The 17,646-nt window shown below is 70.6% G+C and carries 20 protein-coding genes and 1 pseudogene; 11 read left to right on the forward strand and 10 right to left on the reverse strand.

Annotated elements, in window-relative coordinates; all coding sequences use genetic code 11:
- Positions 1 to 33 precede the first annotated feature (33 nt).
- On the forward strand, positions 34 to 606 hold the full coding sequence (locus ACFMQL_RS23005; RefSeq protein WP_364069849.1) for a helix-turn-helix domain-containing protein: 573 nt from the start codon (positions 34 to 36) through the stop codon (positions 604 to 606).
- Here ACFMQL_RS23005 and ACFMQL_RS23010 read toward each other — a convergent pair whose 3' ends face one another.
- Entirely contained in the window at positions 607 to 1,368 is a 762-nt protein-coding gene (locus ACFMQL_RS23010) for an SDR family oxidoreductase (protein ID WP_364069847.1), read from the reverse strand.
- 112 nt (positions 1,369 to 1,480) lie between these two features.
- On the opposite strand from ACFMQL_RS23010, the gene ACFMQL_RS23015 reads away from it, so the two are divergent.
- The gene (locus ACFMQL_RS23015; protein ID WP_364069845.1) at positions 1,481 to 2,158 is read left to right on the forward strand and encodes a ThuA domain-containing protein; all 678 of its coding nucleotides are present in this window, start codon (positions 1,481 to 1,483) and stop codon (positions 2,156 to 2,158) included.
- On the opposite strand, the gene ACFMQL_RS23020 is transcribed toward ACFMQL_RS23015, so the two are convergent.
- On the reverse strand, positions 2,148 to 2,573 hold the full coding sequence (locus ACFMQL_RS23020; protein WP_364069843.1) for a TIGR03668 family PPOX class F420-dependent oxidoreductase: 426 nt from the start codon (positions 2,571 to 2,573) through the stop codon (positions 2,148 to 2,150). The genes ACFMQL_RS23015 and ACFMQL_RS23020 overlap by 11 nt on opposite strands.
- Before the next feature lie 75 nt (positions 2,574 to 2,648).
- Here ACFMQL_RS23020 and ACFMQL_RS23025 point away from each other — a divergent pair, with 75 nt between their 5' ends.
- Entirely contained in the window at positions 2,649 to 3,536 is an 888-nt protein-coding gene (locus tag ACFMQL_RS23025; RefSeq protein WP_364069841.1) for a hypothetical protein, read from the forward strand.
- On the opposite strand, the gene ACFMQL_RS23030 is transcribed toward ACFMQL_RS23025, so the two are convergent.
- Together ACFMQL_RS23030 and ACFMQL_RS23035 are read right to left on the reverse strand one after the other, a co-directional pair.
- Positions 3,533 to 4,153, reverse strand: coding sequence for a MerR family transcriptional regulator (locus ACFMQL_RS23030; RefSeq protein WP_364069839.1), 621 nt, complete (start codon positions 4,151 to 4,153; stop codon positions 3,533 to 3,535). The genes ACFMQL_RS23025 and ACFMQL_RS23030 overlap by 4 nt on opposite strands.
- Positions 4,154 to 4,168: 15 nt before the next feature.
- On the reverse strand, positions 4,169 to 5,017 hold the full coding sequence (locus ACFMQL_RS23035; RefSeq protein WP_364069838.1) for a LysR family transcriptional regulator: 849 nt from the start codon (positions 5,015 to 5,017) through the stop codon (positions 4,169 to 4,171).
- Positions 5,018 to 5,209: 192 nt separating this feature from the next.
- On the opposite strand from ACFMQL_RS23035, the pseudogene ACFMQL_RS23040 reads away from it, so the two are divergent.
- The 7 genes and pseudogenes from ACFMQL_RS23040 to ACFMQL_RS23070 all read left to right on the forward strand — a co-directional run.
- A pseudogene (locus ACFMQL_RS23040) lies at positions 5,210 to 5,353 on the forward strand (acetyl-CoA acetyltransferase); the annotation flags it as partial.
- A gap of 70 nt (positions 5,354 to 5,423) precedes the next feature.
- A complete protein-coding gene (locus ACFMQL_RS23045; protein WP_364069836.1) occupies positions 5,424 to 6,293 on the forward strand; it encodes a MurR/RpiR family transcriptional regulator in 870 nt (289 codons plus the stop codon).
- On the forward strand, positions 6,290 to 7,036 hold the full coding sequence (locus ACFMQL_RS23050) for an SIS domain-containing protein (protein WP_364069834.1): 747 nt from the start codon (positions 6,290 to 6,292) through the stop codon (positions 7,034 to 7,036). The genes ACFMQL_RS23045 and ACFMQL_RS23050 overlap by 4 nt, the downstream gene beginning before the upstream one ends.
- Positions 7,037 to 7,377: 341 nt before the next feature.
- The gene (locus ACFMQL_RS23055) at positions 7,378 to 8,676 is read left to right on the forward strand and encodes a cellulose binding domain-containing protein (RefSeq protein ID WP_378786992.1); all 1,299 of its coding nucleotides are present in this window, start codon (positions 7,378 to 7,380) and stop codon (positions 8,674 to 8,676) included.
- 85 nt (positions 8,677 to 8,761) lie between these two features.
- Positions 8,762 to 10,015, forward strand: coding sequence for an extracellular solute-binding protein (locus ACFMQL_RS23060; protein ID WP_364069830.1), 1,254 nt, complete (start codon positions 8,762 to 8,764; stop codon positions 10,013 to 10,015).
- A complete protein-coding gene (locus ACFMQL_RS23065; RefSeq protein ID WP_364069828.1) occupies positions 10,016 to 10,900 on the forward strand; it encodes a sugar ABC transporter permease in 885 nt (294 codons plus the stop codon).
- Positions 10,897 to 11,724, forward strand: a complete 828-nt coding sequence (locus ACFMQL_RS23070) for a carbohydrate ABC transporter permease (RefSeq protein WP_364069826.1) — start codon at positions 10,897 to 10,899, stop codon at positions 11,722 to 11,724. Before ACFMQL_RS23065 ends, ACFMQL_RS23070 begins: the two co-directional genes overlap by 4 nt.
- Here ACFMQL_RS23070 and ACFMQL_RS23075 read toward each other — a convergent pair.
- Together ACFMQL_RS23075 and ACFMQL_RS23080 are read right to left on the reverse strand one after the other, a co-directional pair.
- Complete coding sequence (locus ACFMQL_RS23075; RefSeq protein ID WP_364069824.1) at positions 11,721 to 12,203, reverse strand: GntR family transcriptional regulator; 483 nt, start codon at positions 12,201 to 12,203, stop codon at positions 11,721 to 11,723. The two genes, ACFMQL_RS23070 and ACFMQL_RS23075, sit on opposite strands and share 4 nt — an antisense overlap.
- 41 nt (positions 12,204 to 12,244) lie before the next feature.
- The gene (locus tag ACFMQL_RS23080) at positions 12,245 to 12,721 is read right to left on the reverse strand and encodes a winged helix-turn-helix domain-containing protein (protein ID WP_364069822.1); all 477 of its coding nucleotides are present in this window, start codon (positions 12,719 to 12,721) and stop codon (positions 12,245 to 12,247) included.
- 110 nt (positions 12,722 to 12,831) lie between these two features.
- On the opposite strand from ACFMQL_RS23080, the gene ACFMQL_RS23085 reads away from it, so the two are divergent.
- Positions 12,832 to 13,134, forward strand: coding sequence for a hypothetical protein (locus ACFMQL_RS23085; protein WP_364069820.1), 303 nt, complete (start codon positions 12,832 to 12,834; stop codon positions 13,132 to 13,134).
- 240 nt (positions 13,135 to 13,374) lie between these two features.
- Here the strand turns inward: ACFMQL_RS23085 and ACFMQL_RS23090 are convergent, their stop codons facing one another.
- The 4 genes from ACFMQL_RS23090 to ACFMQL_RS23105 form a co-directional block, all read right to left on the reverse strand.
- Positions 13,375 to 14,292, reverse strand: a complete 918-nt coding sequence (locus ACFMQL_RS23090; RefSeq protein ID WP_364069818.1) for a carbohydrate ABC transporter permease — start codon at positions 14,290 to 14,292, stop codon at positions 13,375 to 13,377.
- The gene (locus tag ACFMQL_RS23095) at positions 14,293 to 15,204 is read right to left on the reverse strand and encodes a sugar ABC transporter permease (RefSeq protein WP_364069816.1); all 912 of its coding nucleotides are present in this window, start codon (positions 15,202 to 15,204) and stop codon (positions 14,293 to 14,295) included.
- Complete coding sequence (gene ngcE / locus ACFMQL_RS23100) at positions 15,204 to 16,637, reverse strand: N-acetylglucosamine/diacetylchitobiose ABC transporter substrate-binding protein (RefSeq protein WP_364069814.1); 1,434 nt, start codon at positions 16,635 to 16,637, stop codon at positions 15,204 to 15,206. The genes ACFMQL_RS23095 and ngcE overlap by 1 nt, the downstream gene beginning before the upstream one ends.
- A 126-nt stretch (positions 16,638 to 16,763) precedes the next feature.
- Complete coding sequence (locus ACFMQL_RS23105; protein WP_378786995.1) at positions 16,764 to 17,633, reverse strand: MurR/RpiR family transcriptional regulator; 870 nt, start codon at positions 17,631 to 17,633, stop codon at positions 16,764 to 16,766.
- Between the last annotated feature and the right edge of the window lie 13 nt (positions 17,634 to 17,646).

Genomic DNA, 17,646 nt, shown 5'->3' on the forward strand with positions numbered 1-17,646 from the left:
CCCGGCCGAGCCGGGCGTTCATATGATGAGCGCGTGGGTACCCGCGATCGCATCATCGACGCCGCTGAGCAGGCCATTTCCGAGTACGGCGTCGCGGGCGCCACGACCAAGCGCATCGCCAGGCAGGCCGGCTGCTCCGAGGCCCTGCTCTACAAGCACTTCGCGAGCAAGGAAGAGCTGTTGCTCGCCGTGGTGCTCGAGCGCATGCCGGCGCTCGGCCCGGCGCTCGACGAGCTGCGCGCGGGCATCGGCCGGGGCGACCTGCACGCGGCCCTCGTCGCGTTCGCCCTGGCCGCGCTGCGCTTCTACACCCGCACTCAGGCCATCGCGGGCGGCATGCTCGCAGACCCCGCGCTCATCGCCGGGTTCCGCGCCATGCTGGCCGAGAACCGCACAGGCCCGCACGTGCCGGTCCAGGCGCTGGCCGGCATCCTGCGGGCCGAGCAGCGCGCGGGCCGCATCGACGTCGCGCTCGACGCCGACGCGGCGGCCTCGATGCTGCTGGGCGCCTGCTTCCACCGGGCGAACCTGTCGCGCTTCGTGGACCTGCCCGGCCCCGGCGACAAGGAATGGGCAGGCGCGATCGTCGCCACCCTGCTCAGGTGACTAAGCGATCACGCGCGCCTCTCCGCCGTCCACCAGCAGCGACACCCCGTTCACGTACGAGGCCCGCTCGCTGGCCAGGAACGCCACCACGTCCCCCACCTCCTCAGGCCGCCCGACGCGTCCCACGGGAACGCCCTTGCCGCGCTCGCGCAGCGCCTCCTCGTCGCCGGCGAGCTGCCGCAGCCGTTCGGTCTCGATGGGCCCCGGCATCACGTTGTTGACCAGCACGCCGTCGCCGCCCACCTCGCGGGCCAGCGTGCGCACCACGCCCGCGACGGCCGAGCGCGTGGCGTTGGACAGGGCGAGGCCGTCGATCGCCTCGCGGGCCGACCTGCTGGTGATGGTGACGATCCGGCCCCAGCCGCGCGAGCGCATCTCGGGCAGCACCGCGTGCATGAGGCGGACCATGCCGAGCAGGTTGCGCTGGACGGCGGCGTCCCAGTCGTCGAGGGCGACCTCGGTGAAACGGCCCGGCTTCGGCCCGCCCGCGTTGGCCACGAGGATGTCCACGGGGCCGAGCACGTCGCGCGTCTCCTCGACCACCCGCCCGGCCGCCGCCGGGTCCTCCACGTCGGCCAGCACGGCGTGCACGACCTTGCCGAACTCCTGCAGCTCCACCACCGCGTCCGCGAGCTTCTCCGGGTCGCGGGCGCTGACGCACACGTCGCAGCCCTCCCGCGCGAGGCTCTTGGCCGCGGCGAGGCCGAGACCCGCACTGCCACCGGTGACGAGGGCGACCTTGCCCGAGATGCCGAGATCCATAAGGCCGACTATAGATCGTGCGGATCCGCGCGCTGCGCGGCGGGCGGCCCGCGTGCCGGGCGCGTCAGGCCGATGGGTGGTAATGCCGCGACGGGCATGATGGGCTGGGCAGATGGCGAGAAATCTCATCCTTTCCGGAGGGCTGTTCCACGACTTCGCCGCCACGTCGGCCGCGCTCGTGGAGCTGCTCGCCGAGGTGGGGGTCGAGTCGGAGATCACCGAGGACATCGCGGGCGCGCTCGCCGAGCCGTCGGAGTACCAGCTCATCACGGTGAACGCGCTGCGCTGGCAGATGGCCCAGGACCGCTTCGCCGACCAGCGCGACCAGTGGCGCTTCACGCTGCCCGCCGAGGCCAGGGCCACCCTGCTCGACCATCTCGACCAGGGCGGCGGCCTGCTGTGCATGCACTCGGCGTCGATCTGTTTCGACGACTGGCAGGGCTGGCCGCGCGTGCTCGGCGGCTGCTGGAACTGGGCCAAGTCGCACCATCCGCCGCTCGGCTGGACCGGCGTGCGGGTGCACGGCGGGCATCCGGTGGTGGACGGCCTGCGCGACTTCGACGTGGTGGACGAGGTCTACAGCGACCTCGACCTGCTGCCCGACGTGAAGCCGCTGGCGTCGTCCGCGAGCGGCCAGCCGCTGGTGTGGGCACGGCCGGTGCGGCGCGGCCGGGTGTTCTACGACGCGCTCGGGCACGACACCAGGTCGTACGACAACGAGGTGCACAGGACGCTGCTCCAGCGCGCCGCGCTGTGGCTGCTGAAGCGCCCGGTCACCATCACGGAGTAGCCGCCCAGGCGCTCCAGCGCGTCACCTCGACGCGGATGACGGCGCCGGCAGGCGGGCGCTCGCGGTAGTGGGCGTACTTGGCGGCGAGGGCTTCCAGCGCCCGCTCGCGCAGCGCCGGGTTGTCCACGACGGCGGCCGTCCCGTCGGCGCGCACCCACCACAGCCTGGCCCAGTCGTCCTCGTAGTGGTCGGCCAGCACGCTGACCGCCGGATCGCGCGCGATGTCGCGCAGCCTGGCGAGCCGCGTGGTGGTCTTGGGCTTGTGGTCGACGGCCGTCACGATCGCGCCGTCGAGCAGCGCGAACGTGATTGGCACGATGCGCGGCGTGCCATCTGGCGCGAGCCTGGCCATCCTGGCCACCGGCTGCCCGGCGAACATCTCCCGCGCCTGCTCGCCGCCGATACCGTCCCCCATGCCCTCATGGTCGCACCGTGCGGCGTGTCCGGAACGTACAAGACCGGACGGCGGCGACCTGGGCACGATGACGGCATGAACGTGAACCTGTCAGCGGTCCCCGGCTTCATGGCCGGGCACGCCCGCATCCTCGATCGCCGCCGCTACGGCCTGCTCATGGGCGAGGAGGAACCGGAGCGCGTGCTCGCCGCGCTCGACGCCTACCGCAACCCCGACGGCGGCTACGGCTGGGGCCTGGAGCCCGACCTGCGCACGCCGGAGAGCCAGCCGGGCGCGGCGCTGCACGCCTTCGAGGTGTTCGCCGAGGCGGCCACCGTCACCTCGCCGCACGCCGCCGCGCTGTGCGACTGGCTGGAGTCGGTGACGCTTCCCGACGGCGGCCTGCCGTTCGCGCTGCCGCTCGGCGTCACCACCGCGACCGCGCCCTGGTGGCGCGGGGCCGACCCGTCCGTCTCGTCGCTGCAGATCACCGCCGTCATCGCGGCCGCCGCGCACCGGGTGGCCGCCCACGACCCGGCGGTGGCCGGGCACCCCTGGCTGGCGCGGGCCACCCGCTACTGCCTCGACGCCGTCCAGGCCATGGAGGAGCGGCCGCACGCGTACGTGCTGTCGTTCGCCGTGCGCTTCCTCGACGCCGTGCACGACACCGAGCCCCGCGCGGCCGACCTGCTCAAGAAGCTCGCCGCGTACATCCCCGACGACGGCAAGGTGCCGGTCGAGGGCGGCACCGAGCACGAGACGCTGCGGCCGCTCGACTTCGCGCCCTTCCCCGGAACCGCCGCCCGCGCCCTGTTCGACCCGAGCGTGATCGCCGCCGACCTGGTCAGGCTGGCCGGCGAGCAGCAGGACGACGGCGGCTGGGTGGTCGACTACGCGCGCATCTCGCCGGCCGGTGCGATGGAGTGGCGCGGCGCGATCACGGTCCACGCCGTGCGGGTGCTGCGGGCCAATGAGCTGATCTAGACGCCCAGCCGGCGGGCCGACTCCGACTCGTGGGCCATGCGGCGCAGCGTGTCGAGCGCCCTGCCGTACAGCACCGTGCCGAGCACCATGGCCTCCACGGCGGCGTCGCGCGGCCCGTCGAACGGGATGGTGTTGAGCTCCACCTCGGCCACCAGCCGGCGCGCCGCTTCGACGTAGGGGCGCAGATCGACCGGCACGCCGAGCTGGCGCATCCTCACGATGGTCTGGGCCAGCTCGTCGCGGGTGGGTGCGGACTCGGTGACGTCCCAGCCCAGCTCGTCGATCAAATCGTCCACCATGGCGCGGGCCGAGCGCCACTCCTCGCCGGGCTCGGGCTCCACGGCGGGGGAGAGCGCGTAGTGCGCGGTGCCGAGCACCTGGCGCACGGGCAGCGACTCGTCCTCGACGGCGGCGATGACCTGCTTGATCGAGGCGACGGAGAGCCTGCCGACTTCGAGCAGCGCGCGGATCATGCGCAGCCTGCGCAGGTGCGTCTCGTCGTACTCGGCCCTGGTCGCGGCGGTCTGCTCGCCCTGGTGCAGCATGCCCTCGCGCAGGTAGTACTTGATCGTGGGGATGGCCACGCCGGACTTGGCGCTGAGTTCGGAGATCCGCATCGTTAGATAATAGGGCTATCCAGATCGTGCCAGATGCCGCGCGGCGCTCACCAGCTCGTGCACGTCGGCCTGGCGGTTCCAGAGGAAGACCACCTCGATGGGCGGGGTGTCCTCTTTGATGGGGACGAACGTGAGCGTGTCGGGCACGGTGGTGCCCTCGTGCACGCAGAGCGCGTAGCCGGCGCCCTCTCCGACCATCGCGACCACCAGATCATGGGTGGCGGCCGCGGGGCCCAGCCGGGGGTGCAGCCCGTGGCGGACGAAGCCCTCAAGGAAGCGGCGGGCTCCGGCCACCGCGTCGGACTCCGGCATCAGCAGCGGCTCGCCGGCCAGGTCGGCCAGCGACACCTTCTCGTACGCGGCCAGGTGGTGCCGGCGGGGGAGCAGGGCGCGTACGGGGAAGCGGTGGACCAGCATGCGCGCGACGCCCCTGGGCAGCGAGCCGGGCGCGTAGCCGAGCCCGGCCTGCAGGGTGCCGTCGGCGATGGAGACGATCTGCTCGGCGGTGCCCATCGGCGCGACGCGTAAGCGGCCGGTGTGGATCTGGCTCAGCAGCCGGGCGACGATGTCGCCGAGCCCGTCGGCCACGCCCAGGCGGGTGGTCGCGCCCTTGCCGCGCGCGGCGGTGACCGCACGCTCGAAGGCGTCGAGTGCGACCGTGGCCTGCGCGAGGAACGCCTCGCCCGCCTCGGTCAGCTGCACCCCGCTCGACGACCGGCTGAACAGCTCGACCCCGATCTCCTTCTCCAGCGCCCTGAGCTGTTCGGACAGCGTCGGCTGAGCGATGTGCAGGGCGGCGGCCGCCCGTCGGAGGCTGCCCGCCCGTGCGATCGCCATGGCATACCGGACATAGCGTAGATCCATCGCTCACCTCGGCGTGATGATGATGAGCTATCGGTTGATCGCACCTCCGTATTACAAGAGCGGACAGCTTTCGTGAAGTTGCGTAGTCATCTCACTTCCGTGGCTGGGCCGGTGTGCCGAGCAGGCGCTGCGCCGCGAGCCGCCCACCCTCGACGCCTACCTGGCCGGCCCGTACGTCAGCACGCCCCTGCGCACGGCGGCCTGCTGTCGGACGGCTACGTGCACGGGCTGAACGGCGTGGCCCAGGCCGTCCGCGAGCGGCGCGCGGGACGGGAGACGGCGCTGGTGACCGGCTTCGGCGGCAGCTACGGCAGCGCCGCGCTGCTCGCGTGGTGACCGGAGCGGATGTCAAGAATTATTGCCGGAACCATTGACCGAGCGCAGATCTGAGCATAATTTTCACCGCGTGGACCTCCTGACCCGCATCAGAAACGAGCAGGGCGACATGCCGGAGGCGCTGCGCAAGGTGGCCCAGGCCATCCTCGAGGCCCCCGACGAGGCGTACCGGCTCACCATCGTCGACCTGGCCGAGCGCAGCGGGACGTCCACCGCCACCATCACCCGCTTCTGCCGCGCGCTCGGCTTCGCCGGGTACGCCGAGCTGCGGGTGGCCATCGCCACCGCCTCGGGCCGGGAGACGAAGGCCACGTGGGAGACCGACATCGGCCAGGAGATCCTGCCCGACGACGGCCTCGACCGCGTGCTCCGCGTCGTCTCCGGCAACGACATCCGGCTCATCGAGCAGACCCGCGACCAGCTCGACCTCGCCGTGGTCGACAAGGTCGCGCAGGCCGTGGCCAGGGCCGGGCGGGTGCTGCTCTTCGGGGTGTCGAGCAGCGCGGCCGTGGCCAGCGAGATGGAGTACCGCCTGCAGCGCATGCGGGTGCCGACCTGGAGCAGGTCCGACGCGCACGCCGCGCTGACCGACGCGGCGCTGCTCGGCCAGGGCGACGTGGCCATCGGCATCTCGCACAGCGGCAGGACGCGCGAGGTCATCGAGGTGCTGGCGGAGGCGGGCAGCCACGGCGCGATCACCGTGGCCGTCACCTCGCACCCGCGCTCGCCGCTCGCCGAGGTGGCCGAGCTGGTGCTCACCACCGCCAGCCGGGCGACCAGCTTCCGCTCGGAGGGGTTCGCCGCGATCCACTCGCAGCTCCTGGTGCTGGACGTCGTGTACGTGTCGGTGGCGCAGCGCACCTATGAGAGGACGAAGCAGGCTTTCGACGTGACCGTTCGCGCGGTGGCCGGACATCGCCTGCCAGAAAGGGACACATGACAGTCAACCCGCAGGACTTCGTGGAGCACATCGCCCGCCTCGTACGGACGATTCCCGAAGACCCCGAGATCTCCCGCGCCGCCGACCTGTTCACCAAGTCGCTCACCGCCGGCGGCGTCATCCAGGCGTTCGGCTCCGGCCACTCCGAGGCGATCGCCATGGAGATCGCCGGGCGCGCGGGCGGCCTGGTGCCCACCAACCGGCTCGCGCTCAGGGACATCGTCCGCTACGGCGACGCCCCCAAGTCCGAGCTGGACCGCTACGACCTCGAACGCGACCCCGCCGTCGCGCACAAGATCCTCGACCTCGCCCCCGTGCAGCCGCAGGACCTGTTCGTCATCATCTCCAACTCCGGCGTGAACGGCGTCGTCGTCGAGCTCGCCACGCTCGTCAAGGAGCGCGGTCACGACCTGGTCGCGATCACCTCGCGCACGCACACCGATGCCGTCGCCTCCCGCCACCCCTCGGGCCGCAAGCTCGCCGACCTGGCCGACGTCGTCCTGGACAACCACGCGCCCTACGGCGACGCCGTGCTGCCCCTGCCCGGCGGAGGCGCCACCGGCGCCGTCTCCACGATCACCTCCGCGCTGCTGGCCCAGCTCGTGGTCACGCAGACCGTACGCAACCTGCTCGAAGCCGGCGAGGTGCCGCCCGTCTACCTGTCGGCGAACGTCCCCGAGGGCGACGAGCACAACCTCGCCCTGGAGGCCCGTTACGCGGGCCGCATCCGCCGCGGCGCCTGACCGCACCGACCCGCCGTAGTCGCCGGCGGCGCCTGATGGCACCGACCCGCCGCATCCGCCGCGGCGGCGACTGACCCCACCGCCTGCCGTATCCGCCGCGGGCCGCCTGAAGCCCGCACCGTCCGCCGCCGACCCGTCCGCCGCCACCTGACCGCCCGGCGCCCGACCCGGGAGTCCCGCCATCGGGGCATCCCCGGGGCACCTCCGGCGCCACGATCCGTCCACTCATCCCCCGATCAACGCCTTTTCCGGGAGTCGCACGACCGCAAGGAGAACCCCCCATGTCCCGAAATTTCGGTAAACGCCTTCTCTCCTTAGCCCTCCCCGCCATCCTCATCGCGGTGACCCTGATCGCCGCCCCCGCCAGTGCCGCACAGGCGGTCCGCCTCCAGTACCGCACCAGCGCCCCCGGCGCCACCACCGCCCAGGCCGAGCCCTGGCTGCGCCTGTTCAACACCGGCACGACCGCGATCCCGCTCGGCCAGGTCAAGATCCGCTACTACCTCACCGGCACCGAGACCTACCGCTTCGCCTGCTCCTGGGCCGTGATCGGCTGCGCCACGATCACCGGCAGGTTCGCCCCGCAGGAGGGCGGCGAGCAGTACCTGGAGGTGGGCTTCACCTCCGGCACGCTGAACCCGGGCCAGGACACCGGCGACATGCAGCTGCGCTTCTACCGCGCCGACTGGCAGCCGTTCCAGCAGGGCGACGACTACTCGTACGGGTCCAACACCGCCTACGCCGACTGGGACAAGGTCACCGTCTACGTGGACGGGCAGCTCGCCTGGGGCACGCCGCACGGCACCGAGCCCGAGCCCGAGCCCGACCCCGACCTCGAGGAACCGGGCGGCACCGGAGAGCTGTTCGACGACTTCACCTACACCGGACCGGCGGACCCGCGGCTCGCGCAGCGCGGCTGGACCGTGCGCTCGGCGTCGGGCGGCCCCGGCGTGCCCGGCGCGACCTGGTCGCCGTCGGCCGTCTCGTTCCCCGGCGGCCTGCTGACCCTCGACTCCTCCACGGACGGCACCGCCGCGGGCACCGTGCACACCGAGCTGTCCACCGCCCAGCGCAAGTTCCACGAGGGCACGTACGCCGCCCGCGTGCGCTTCAGCGACGCCCCCGTCAGCGGACCAGACGGCGAGCACGTGGTGCAGACGTTCTTCACCATCACCCCGCTGCGCTACGACCTCGACCCCGACTACGGCGAGCTCGACTTCGAGTACCTGCCGAACGGCGGCTGGGGCGAGCCGTCCAGCATCCTCTACACGACGAGCTGGGAGACCTACAGGAACGAGCCCTGGCTCGCGGTGAACACCCACACCGAGGAGCGGGCGAGCTTCGCCGGCTGGCACGACCTGGTGATCCAGGTTTCCGGCGGCCGGATCAAGTACTACGTGGACGGACGTCTGTTCGCCGACCACGGCGGCGACTACTATCCCGAGACACCCATGTGGATCATGTTCAACCAGTGGTTCATCGATCTCCAGGGCGCGAGCGGGACGCGCACGTACCGGCAGCAGGTGGACTACGTCTACTTCAGCGCGAACGAGGTCGTCTCGCCCGCCACCGTGTCGGCCCGCGTCGCCGAGCTGCGGGCGGCCGGCACCGCCTTCAAGGACACCGTTCCCACCCCTTGACCGACACCCCGCGCCCGCGAGCGTGCGGGCGCGGGGCGCCCCCCAGCAAGAGGGCTCTCGCGAGAGGCCCCGGACAAGGAACGTCATGAGAAACCGCATCCTGGCTCTGGCGGCCGTGTTCGCGCTCGCGGCGTGCGGCACCTCTCAGGAGCCGCAGGAGGCCGCGCCGGGCACCCCCACGAAGCTCACCGTCTGGATCATGGACGGCAGCATCACCGAGGAGCTGCTGAAGAAGTTCGAGACCGAGTACGAGGCCGCGCACCAGGGCATCGACCTCGACATCCAGATCCAGCAGTGGGACGGCATCGGCGAGCGCGTCACCGCCGCCCTGGCCAGCACCGACGCCCCCGACGTGATCGAGGTGGGCAACACCCAGGTCGCCCAGTACAGCGCGAGCGGCGGCGTGACCGACCTGACCGGCAAGGTGGCCGAGCTCAAGGGCGAGGACTGGGTGCCCGGTCTCGCGCAGCCGGGCAACATCGACGGCAGGCAGTACGGCATCCCGTGGTACGCCGCCAACCGCGTGGTCGTCTACAACAAGGAGCTGTTCGCCAAGGCCGGGATCAAGAAGCTCCCCACCACGCGCGACGAGTGGCTGGAGGTCACCAAGAAGCTCAATAAGGACGGCGTCCAGGGCATCTACCTGACCGGCCAGACCTGGTACGCGCTCGCCGGCTTCATCTGGGACGAGGGCGGCGACCTCGCCGTCCAGGAGGGCGGCCGGTGGAAGGGCGCGCTCGACACCCCGCAGGCGCTGGCCGGCATGGACTTCTACAAGCGGCTCCAGGCGCTCGGCAAGGGCCCCAAGGACTCCGACGAGGCCAACCCGCCGCAGCACGAGGTGTTCGCGCAGGGCAAGGTCGCCCAGATCATCGCCGTGCCCGGCGCCGCCGCCCGGGTGCTGGAGGTGGACGCCTCGCTCAAGGACAAGATCGGCTTCTTCCCCATCCCCGGCAAGACGGCCGACAAGCCCGGCACCGTCTTCACCGGCGGCTCCGACCTCATCATCCCGGCCGCGTCCCAGCATCAGGAGGAGGCGTACGAGCTGGTCAAGACGCTGGCGGGGGAGGAGTTCCAGAAGGAGTTCGCCAAGACCATGAGCTACGTGCCGAACCGCACCTCGCTGGCCTCCGTGCTCGACGGCGACGAGGGCACCGCCGCCATGGCCAAGGGCGCCGCCAACGGCCGCGCCACGCCCAACACCCCCAACTGGGCGGCCGTCGAGGCCACCGCGGTGATCAAGCAGTACATGACCGCCGTGCTCACCGGCGGCGACCCGGCGGCCGAGGCGAAGAAGGTCTCCGAGTCGATCACCACGACCCTGAACAGCGGATCCTGAATGCGGTCGAGGAGCCGTTCGTACTGGCCCTACCTGCTCATCGCGCCCACGGTGGCCGGCGGGGCCTTCCTCCTGCTCTACCCGCTGCTCAGAGCGCTGCTGATCTCGCTCCAGCACTTCCGCATGGGGGAGCTGATCAGGGGCGGGGCGGCGTTCATCGGCCTGGACAACTACGCCGAGCTGCTCAGCGGCCCGCAGTTCTGGCAGGTGCTGCTGCGCACGGCGGTGTGGACGGCCATCAACGTGGTGCTCATCGTCGGCATCTCCACCGGCGTCGCGCTCATGCTCCAGCACCTGCGGCGCGGCCTGCGCCTGGCGCTGATGAGCGCGCTCGCGCTGGCCTGGGCCATGCCGATCATCGCGGCGACCACGGTGTTCCAGTGGCTGTTCCAGTCGGAGCTGGGCATCGTCAACTGGCTGCTGGTCACGCTGGGCTTCGAGTCCTTCGAGGGCTACACGTGGTTCGCCGACGGCACCGCCACGTTCGCCGTCCTCGTCGTGCTGGTGGTCTGGCAGTCGGTACCGTTCGCCGCGCTCACCCTGTACGCCGGGCTCACCACGATCCCGAACGAGCTGTTCGAGTCGGCCAGGATCGACGGCGGCACCGGCTGGCAGGTGTTCCGCAGCGTCACCTTCCCCATGCTGCGGCCGCTGTTCGCGCTGATCACCGCCCTTGAGGTGATCTGGGTGGCCAAGTGCTTCCCGCAGATCTGGGTGCTCAGCCAGGGCGGGCCGGGCGACGCCACGACCACCCTGCCCGTCTACGCGTTCAAGATCGCCAGAGCGCTGCACCGCTACGACCTCGGCTCGGCGGTGGCGATCCTGCTGGTGATCCTGCTCGCCTTCGCCCTGATCAGCAACCTGCGCCGGATGGTGCGCTCATGAGACTCGCCAGAAGGATCCTGCTCAACACGGCGGCCGTCGTCGTGCTGGTGACCACGATCTTCCCCGTCTACTGGATGTTCCTGACCGCCTTCAAGCCCACCCGCGACATCCAGTCGGCAACGCCCACGTTCTGGCCCGCGAACCCGACGCTCGAGCACTTCGTCACCGCCGTCAACGCGCCGGGGTTCTCGACGTACCTGCGCAACAGCCTGCTGGTGACGGCGGGCGCGGTGCTGCTCGCGCTGGTGGTGGCGCTGATGGCGGCGTTCGCGGTGGCCAGGATGAACTGGCGGGGGCGCGGGCCGTTCGTGATCGCGGTCTTCGCCGCGCAGATGGCGCCGTGGGAGGCGCTGCTCGTGCCGGTGTTCATCATCGCCCGCGACACCGACCTGCTCGACTCGCTCGCCATGCTGACCGGTGTGTACTTCATGGTCACGCTGCCGTTCACCATCGTGACGCTGCGCGGCTTCCTGGCCGCGATCCCGCCCGAGCTTGAAGAGGCCGCGCAGGTGGACGGATGCGGCCGCATGACGGCCTTCCGCCGCGTGGTGTTCCCGCTGCTCGCGCCCGGCCTGATGGCGACCTCGCTGTTCGGGTTCATCACGGCGTGGAACGAGTTCGCGTTCGTGAACGTGCTCATCATCAAGGCCCAGGACAAGCGGACGCTGCCGGTGTGGCTGTCGTCGTTCAGGGACGTCTTCGGCACCGACTGGGGCGCCACCATGGCCGCCGCGAGCCTGTTCGCGCTGCCCGCGCTGCTGCTCTTCCTCTTCCTGCAGCGCAACGTGGGCACGGGGATGACGGCGGGCGCCGTCAAGGGCTAGGCGTCGCGGGGCCAGGACGACGGGTCGGCGACGCGGGCGCCGCGCGGGGGCGTCGCGACCGCCCACCCCTGGCGCACCAGCAGCGCCACGGCCTGCCTGGCGGTGACCCTGGCCACGCCGTAGTGGCGCATCAGCGTGCCCGCGTCGGGGATCGGCCGGCCGGGCCGCAGCTCGCCGCGCGCGATCCTGCGAGCCACCGCCGCCGCGATCGGCACGTACAGCGCCCTGCTCGGCTTCACCCTGGGCACGCCGGGAGGGCCGACGAACGTGCCCTCGCCGCGCACGGTGTGGGCCAGCCCGCGCCTGCGCAGCTCGCGGGCGGCGTTGCGGGCGGTCGTGCGCCCGATGCCGAACTCCTCCTCGAGCGCCGTCTCGCTCGGCAGCGCCTCGCCCACCCGGAACTCGCCGCAGGCGATGCGCTCGCCCAGCACCTCGGCGACCTGGACATACAGGGGTACGGGACCGTCGCGGTCGAGCATGCTCGCATCGTAGACGCCCGCCTACGCCGAGGCGGCCATGATCAGTCCTTCGGCCACTTCTCCTCGGGCGAGACGTAGCTGCCCCGCTGCGGCACCGTGTAGATCCAGCCCTGCTCGCGCAGCAGCGCCATCGCCCTGCGCACGGTCTCGCGCGCCACGTCGTGCTGCTTCACCAGCGCCGACTCGCCGGGAATGGGACGCCTCGGGCGGTAGCGGCCCTGCTTGATGCCGGCGGCGATCTCCGTGGCGATCTGCTGGTAGAGCGGCGTCTTGCGCTTCTTGCGCAGGCCGCCCGCGGGCGGGCCGACGAAGGCGCCCTCGCCCTGGACGGTGTAGATGAGCCCTTCCTCGCGCAGCACGCGGATCGCGCGCCGGGCCGTGGTCCTGGCGACGCCGAACTCGTACTGGATGTCGGCCTCGCTCGGCACCGGGTCGCCCGGCGAGAGACCCTTCAGCCGCTCCCTGAGGATGTTGGCGATCTGAATGTAGACGTGTGTGTCGCCTTCGTAGTCGAGCACATCGGCAACATAGGCCAATCACCGCAAGAGCGCCCATATCGCTCTGTCTTCTTAGACAGATGTGCTTGTGCAAGCAGACGAGCGTGTACGACCAGAGATATGGTGTGCGCATGACGATCTGCCCGAGCCCCGACGACGAGGAATGTCTGTCGGTGCACCTCCCGCCGGCCAACGAGGGCTACAAGAAGCTCACGTGGACGCCGATCCGTCCCATGGGCCGGTCCGTACGGGTACGCGACTACACGTGCTCGTACCAGTCGATCACCTACGAGCTGTGCGAGTACGGCGGCGAGAGCTTCATCCGCAGGACCCGCAGGCACGAGAACGCGGTCTTCGTCGACGAGGCCGCCCGCGGCCGCCGCGCCGTCACCTTGGCGATCTGGAAGCAGATCCTGTCGGGAGAGGCCAGGTGAGGCAGCCGGCGACTACGCGCGTCGCCGGCGCGGGGAAGTAGCGGCCGGGGAGGCCGCCATGCCGGAACTTGGGGGGCCGGGGCGGGCCGGGTCGGGCCAGAAACTGGCGCACCGGTGCCAGACCACGGCCTGCGCCCCGGCGGAGTGCGGCATGGCGGGGCGGGCGGGGCCGGGCCCATCGTGTGGCCCGGCCCCGCCCCGACCATGTCGGCGGCAGGGCCGGTGCCGATCGCCGGCGGGCTACTTGAGCGCGCCGGTGGTGAGGCCGGCTTGGATCTGCCGCTGGAAGACCGTGTAGACGATCAGCATGGGCAGGATGGCCAGGGTGAGAGCGGCGAACAGGGCGGACCAGTCCTGGTCGTAGCCGGCGGCGGTGGAGATGTCGGCGATGCCCATCGTCAGCACCCACTTGTCCCGCTCCTGGAGCAGGATCAGCGGAAGCTGGTACTGGTTCCACTGGCCCAGCACGTTGAAGATCGTGATGCTGATGATCCCGGGCCGGGCCATCGGCAGCATGATCTGGAAGAAGACCCGCGTGTGCGAGGCCCCGTCCACCATCGCGGCCTCGCCCACGGCGGTCGGCAGCGTCCTGAAGAACGCCGACAGGAAGAACACCGTGAACGGCAGCGAGTACGCGATGTAGACGAGCACCACCCCCGCGTGCGTGTTCAGCCCGATGAACGGCCCGATCACGGGGATGTTGCCCATGTTCTGCACGACGAAGAACAGCGGCGTCAGCGCGAGATAGACGGGGAACGCCAGGCCCGAGACGAACAGCAGGTAGATGGCCCGGTTGCCGCGGAAGGGATACCGGGCCAGCACGTACGCCGCCATCGACCCGACGAGCATCGTGCCGAACGTACTGAACGACACCACGATGACGCTGTTGAGCATGTACTGCCCGATGTGCGCCTGCTCCCAGGCCCGCGCGAAGTTGTCCCAGCGCAGCGTGGCCGGCAGCGACCACGCGTCGCCGAAGATCTCGTCCTCGCTCTTGACCGAGGCCAGGAACGTCCACAGGATCGGAATGATCACCAGCAGCGTCCAGATGAGCAGGGCCAGGTGCGTCAGCACCCCGAGCGGCCCCAGCCGGCGGCGGCGCTCTTCGCGGGCCAGCTTGCGCGAGGTGGCCGCGGTCCACGAGATCATCGTCGTCATCTAGTACTCGATTCGTTCGCGCCGGGACAGCCGCAGCGACAGGATCGCGAAGCCGACCGTGAAGAAGAACATCACCACGCCCAGAGCCGAGGCATAGCCGAAGCGGAAGTACTCGAAGGCGTTGCGGTAGATCTCGGCCGCCATGACCGTCGTCGAACGGTCGGGGCCGCCGTGCTGGAGCGTCATCACCCAGACGATGGCGAAGACGTCCAGCGCGAGGATGCCGAGATAGACCCAGGCGACCTGCACGGTGTCCCACAGCAGCGGCAGCGTGATGCGGAAGAACAGGCTGAACCGGTTGGCGCCGTCGATCTGCGCCGCCTCGAACATGTCCCGCGGGATGCTCGCCAGGCCCGCGGAGAACAGCACGACGTAGAAGCCGACCGCCTGCCACACCATGACGCTCAGCACCGACCAGAACGCGATGTCCGGGTCGGACAGGAATCCGATGGGCTCGAGCCCGAGCGCCATCAGCGGCCCGTTCAGCATGCCGCTGCCGTCCGGCCGGAACACCTGCTGGAACAGCACCGCGACCACGGCCACGGCGAGCACCTGCGGGAAGAAGAAGACCACCCGGTAGAACTTCGAGCCCCTGATGCCGGCCACCCCGTTGCGGCCGCCCACGTTCAGCAGGAACGCGAAGAACAGCGCGATGACGATCGTGATCAGCGGCAGCAGCACGAGCAGCGCGGCGTTGTGGGTGACCGCCTTCCAGAACGCGGTGTCGCCGAACAGGCGCTGGAAGTTCTCCAGGCCGATGAACCTGGGCGTCGCCGTCACGCCGCGCCAGTCCGTCATCGCGATGTAGAACGCCTGGACGTACGGGGCGATCACGTACACCAGGTAGAGAATCACCGGGGCTGCCAGGAACGAGGTGATGAACAGCCCGCGGCGATACCGGTTGAACGACATCAGCGCGTGTACTTCTTGATCGAGGAGTCGTTCTTGATCTCGTCGGCCTTCTTCTGGATGCGTTCGAGGTACTTGTCGGCGGTGATGTTGCCGGACATCAGCTCGCCGGTGGCGGCGATGGCCTCGTCCTTGAGCGGGCCGTACCAGTTGTGCCAGCGGTAGTAGACCGTGTTGTCACCGGCGTCGGCGACCGCCTTCGAGGCGCTGGTGACGCCGGGGGAGATGTCGAGGCCCTCGGTGGCGCCCTTGACCACGGTCAGCGTGCGCACCAGCTCGCTGAACTCGCCGGCCGCCTTCTTCGACAGCATGGCCCGCAGGTACTCCATGCCCGCCTGCGGGTGCGGGCTCTTGGCCGAGACGATGAAGTTCTCGCCCGGCTGGGTGTGCAGGGTGCCGTAGGGCATCTTGTCGGAGCCGGTGACGTCGGGGATGGGGAACATCCCGTACTCGAAGTCGGGCGGCGTGGTGGTCTTCTGCTCGTTCTCCAGCCACGAGCCGGACGGCAGCATGGCCACCTTGTACTTGTTCTGGGCGGTCTGCGTCTGCACGTGGTCGAGGCCGGTCGTGCCCTGCATGAGGTACTTCGCGCCCACCTCGGCCCACGCCTCGGCCGCGGTCTTCATCGCCTCGGCGGTCCAGGCGCCGTCCTCGAGGTTGTCGATGTTCACCAGCACCTCGTTGCCGCCGATCTTGGCGGCCATGGTGAGCAGCGGCTCGTACAGGTACTGCGGGAACTTGCCGGCGTAGGTGAAGGGCGCCATCTTGCCGGACTTCTTGATGGTCTCGCAGAGCTGGATGAACTCGTCCCAGGTCTTCGGGACCTCCCAGCCGTTCTCCCTGAACACCTTCTGCGAGTACCAGATGCCGTGGATGTAGTTGACGTAGCCCAGCACGCTGAACTTGCCGTCGTACGTGCCGAGGTCGATCACCGACTGGTCGATGGTGTCGCGGACCTTGACGTTCGGGTCGTCCCAGCTCGGCGCGTCGAGCAGCGGGGTGAGGTCCTGAAGCTGGCCGTCCTGGGAGAGCGCGCCGAAGTCCATGAAGTTCGCCCCCGAGTTGTCGATGACCTCGGGCGGGTTGCCGCCGGCGAAGCGCGGCTGCAGGACCTTGGTGATCTCCTTGGTGGCGTTGTGCTTGATCTCGACGCCCGGGTACTTCGACGCGAACAGCGGCTGATGGATCTTCGTGGCGTACTCCTGGCCGAAGCCGCCGTCGAAGATCCACACCTCGAGCGGCTTGTCGCTCGCCACGCCGAACGGGTTCGACGCGCTGGTCGCCGCCGGTGCGGCCGAGCTGGAGGAGGCCGGCGGGGCGGCCGGGGTGGCGCAGGCGGCCAGCGCGCCCGCGACGGGCACGAGCGCCGCGCCGCGAAGCAGCTCGCGCCTGCTGATTCCGGGAGTGTTTCCGCTGTTTCGGGGGGTGTGAGGCATGGTGGACTACTCCTGACCTTTCGTGGTCCGCAGTGATGGAGCCCCGCGCGGATGCGAGGTCCGTGATGATCGCCGGAGAGTGGGCCAGGACGCCCGCCCGGGGCGGCCTCGCTCGGGAAACGTCATTCAGCCTCTCTCCACCCGGTGGCCTTCGACGGCGCTGATCGTGCGCTCGAACGCCTCGTTGGTCCGCTCGTACGTGCGTTGCGCCACGGCCACGTACACCGCGTCCAGCACGAAGAGCTGCGAGTGCACCGCCGCGAGCCCGCCGAGCCTGAACGTGGTCTCCCTGCTCGCCGTGGTCAGCACCAGGTCGGCCAGCTCGGCCAGCGGAGACCGGGCGAAGGAGGTGACGGCGACCGTCAGCGCCCCGTGGCTGCCCGCCTCGGCGAGCGCCTCCATGACCTCCCGGGTGCGCCCCCGGTGGCTGATGCCGATGGCGACGTCGCCCTCCTTCATCAGCGCCGCCTCCGACAGCGCCACATGGGCGTCGCCCGCGCTCCAGCCGGGGATGCCGATGCGGCGCAGCCGCCCTTCGAGCATCGTCGCGACGTCGCCGCTGGTGGAGACGCCGACCAGGAGCACGCGCGGCGCGGCCACGATCGCGTCGGCCACCCGGGCGACCACGTCGAGGTCGAGCTGGGCCGCGGTGTCCTGGATGAGCCGGGTGTCGGCGGCGGCCATCACTTCGATGGCCGTGTCGAGCGGGTCGTCGGGGCCGATCTCGTGGCCGACGCCCGCGCCCCAGCCGGCCTGCGCCGCCCTGCCGGTCTCGGTGGCCAGCGCCACCCGCAGTTCGGCGTAGCCGGAGAACCCGAAGGCCCGGCAGAACCTGGTCACGGTGGCGGGCGAGCTGCCGGCGCGTTCGGCCAGCGCGATGATGGTCGACCGCGCGGCCTCGGCCGGATCGCCGAGTATCACCTCGCCGACCCTGCGTAAGGCCTCCGGCAAGCCGGGTAGTTCCGTCTCGACGCGCCCGAGCGCTCCTGAAGTCACGAATATTCCTTCC

The organism is Nonomuraea fastidiosa, assembly GCF_042751225.1.
Taxonomy (GTDB): Bacteria; Actinomycetota; Actinomycetes; order Streptosporangiales; family Streptosporangiaceae; genus Nonomuraea; species Nonomuraea fastidiosa.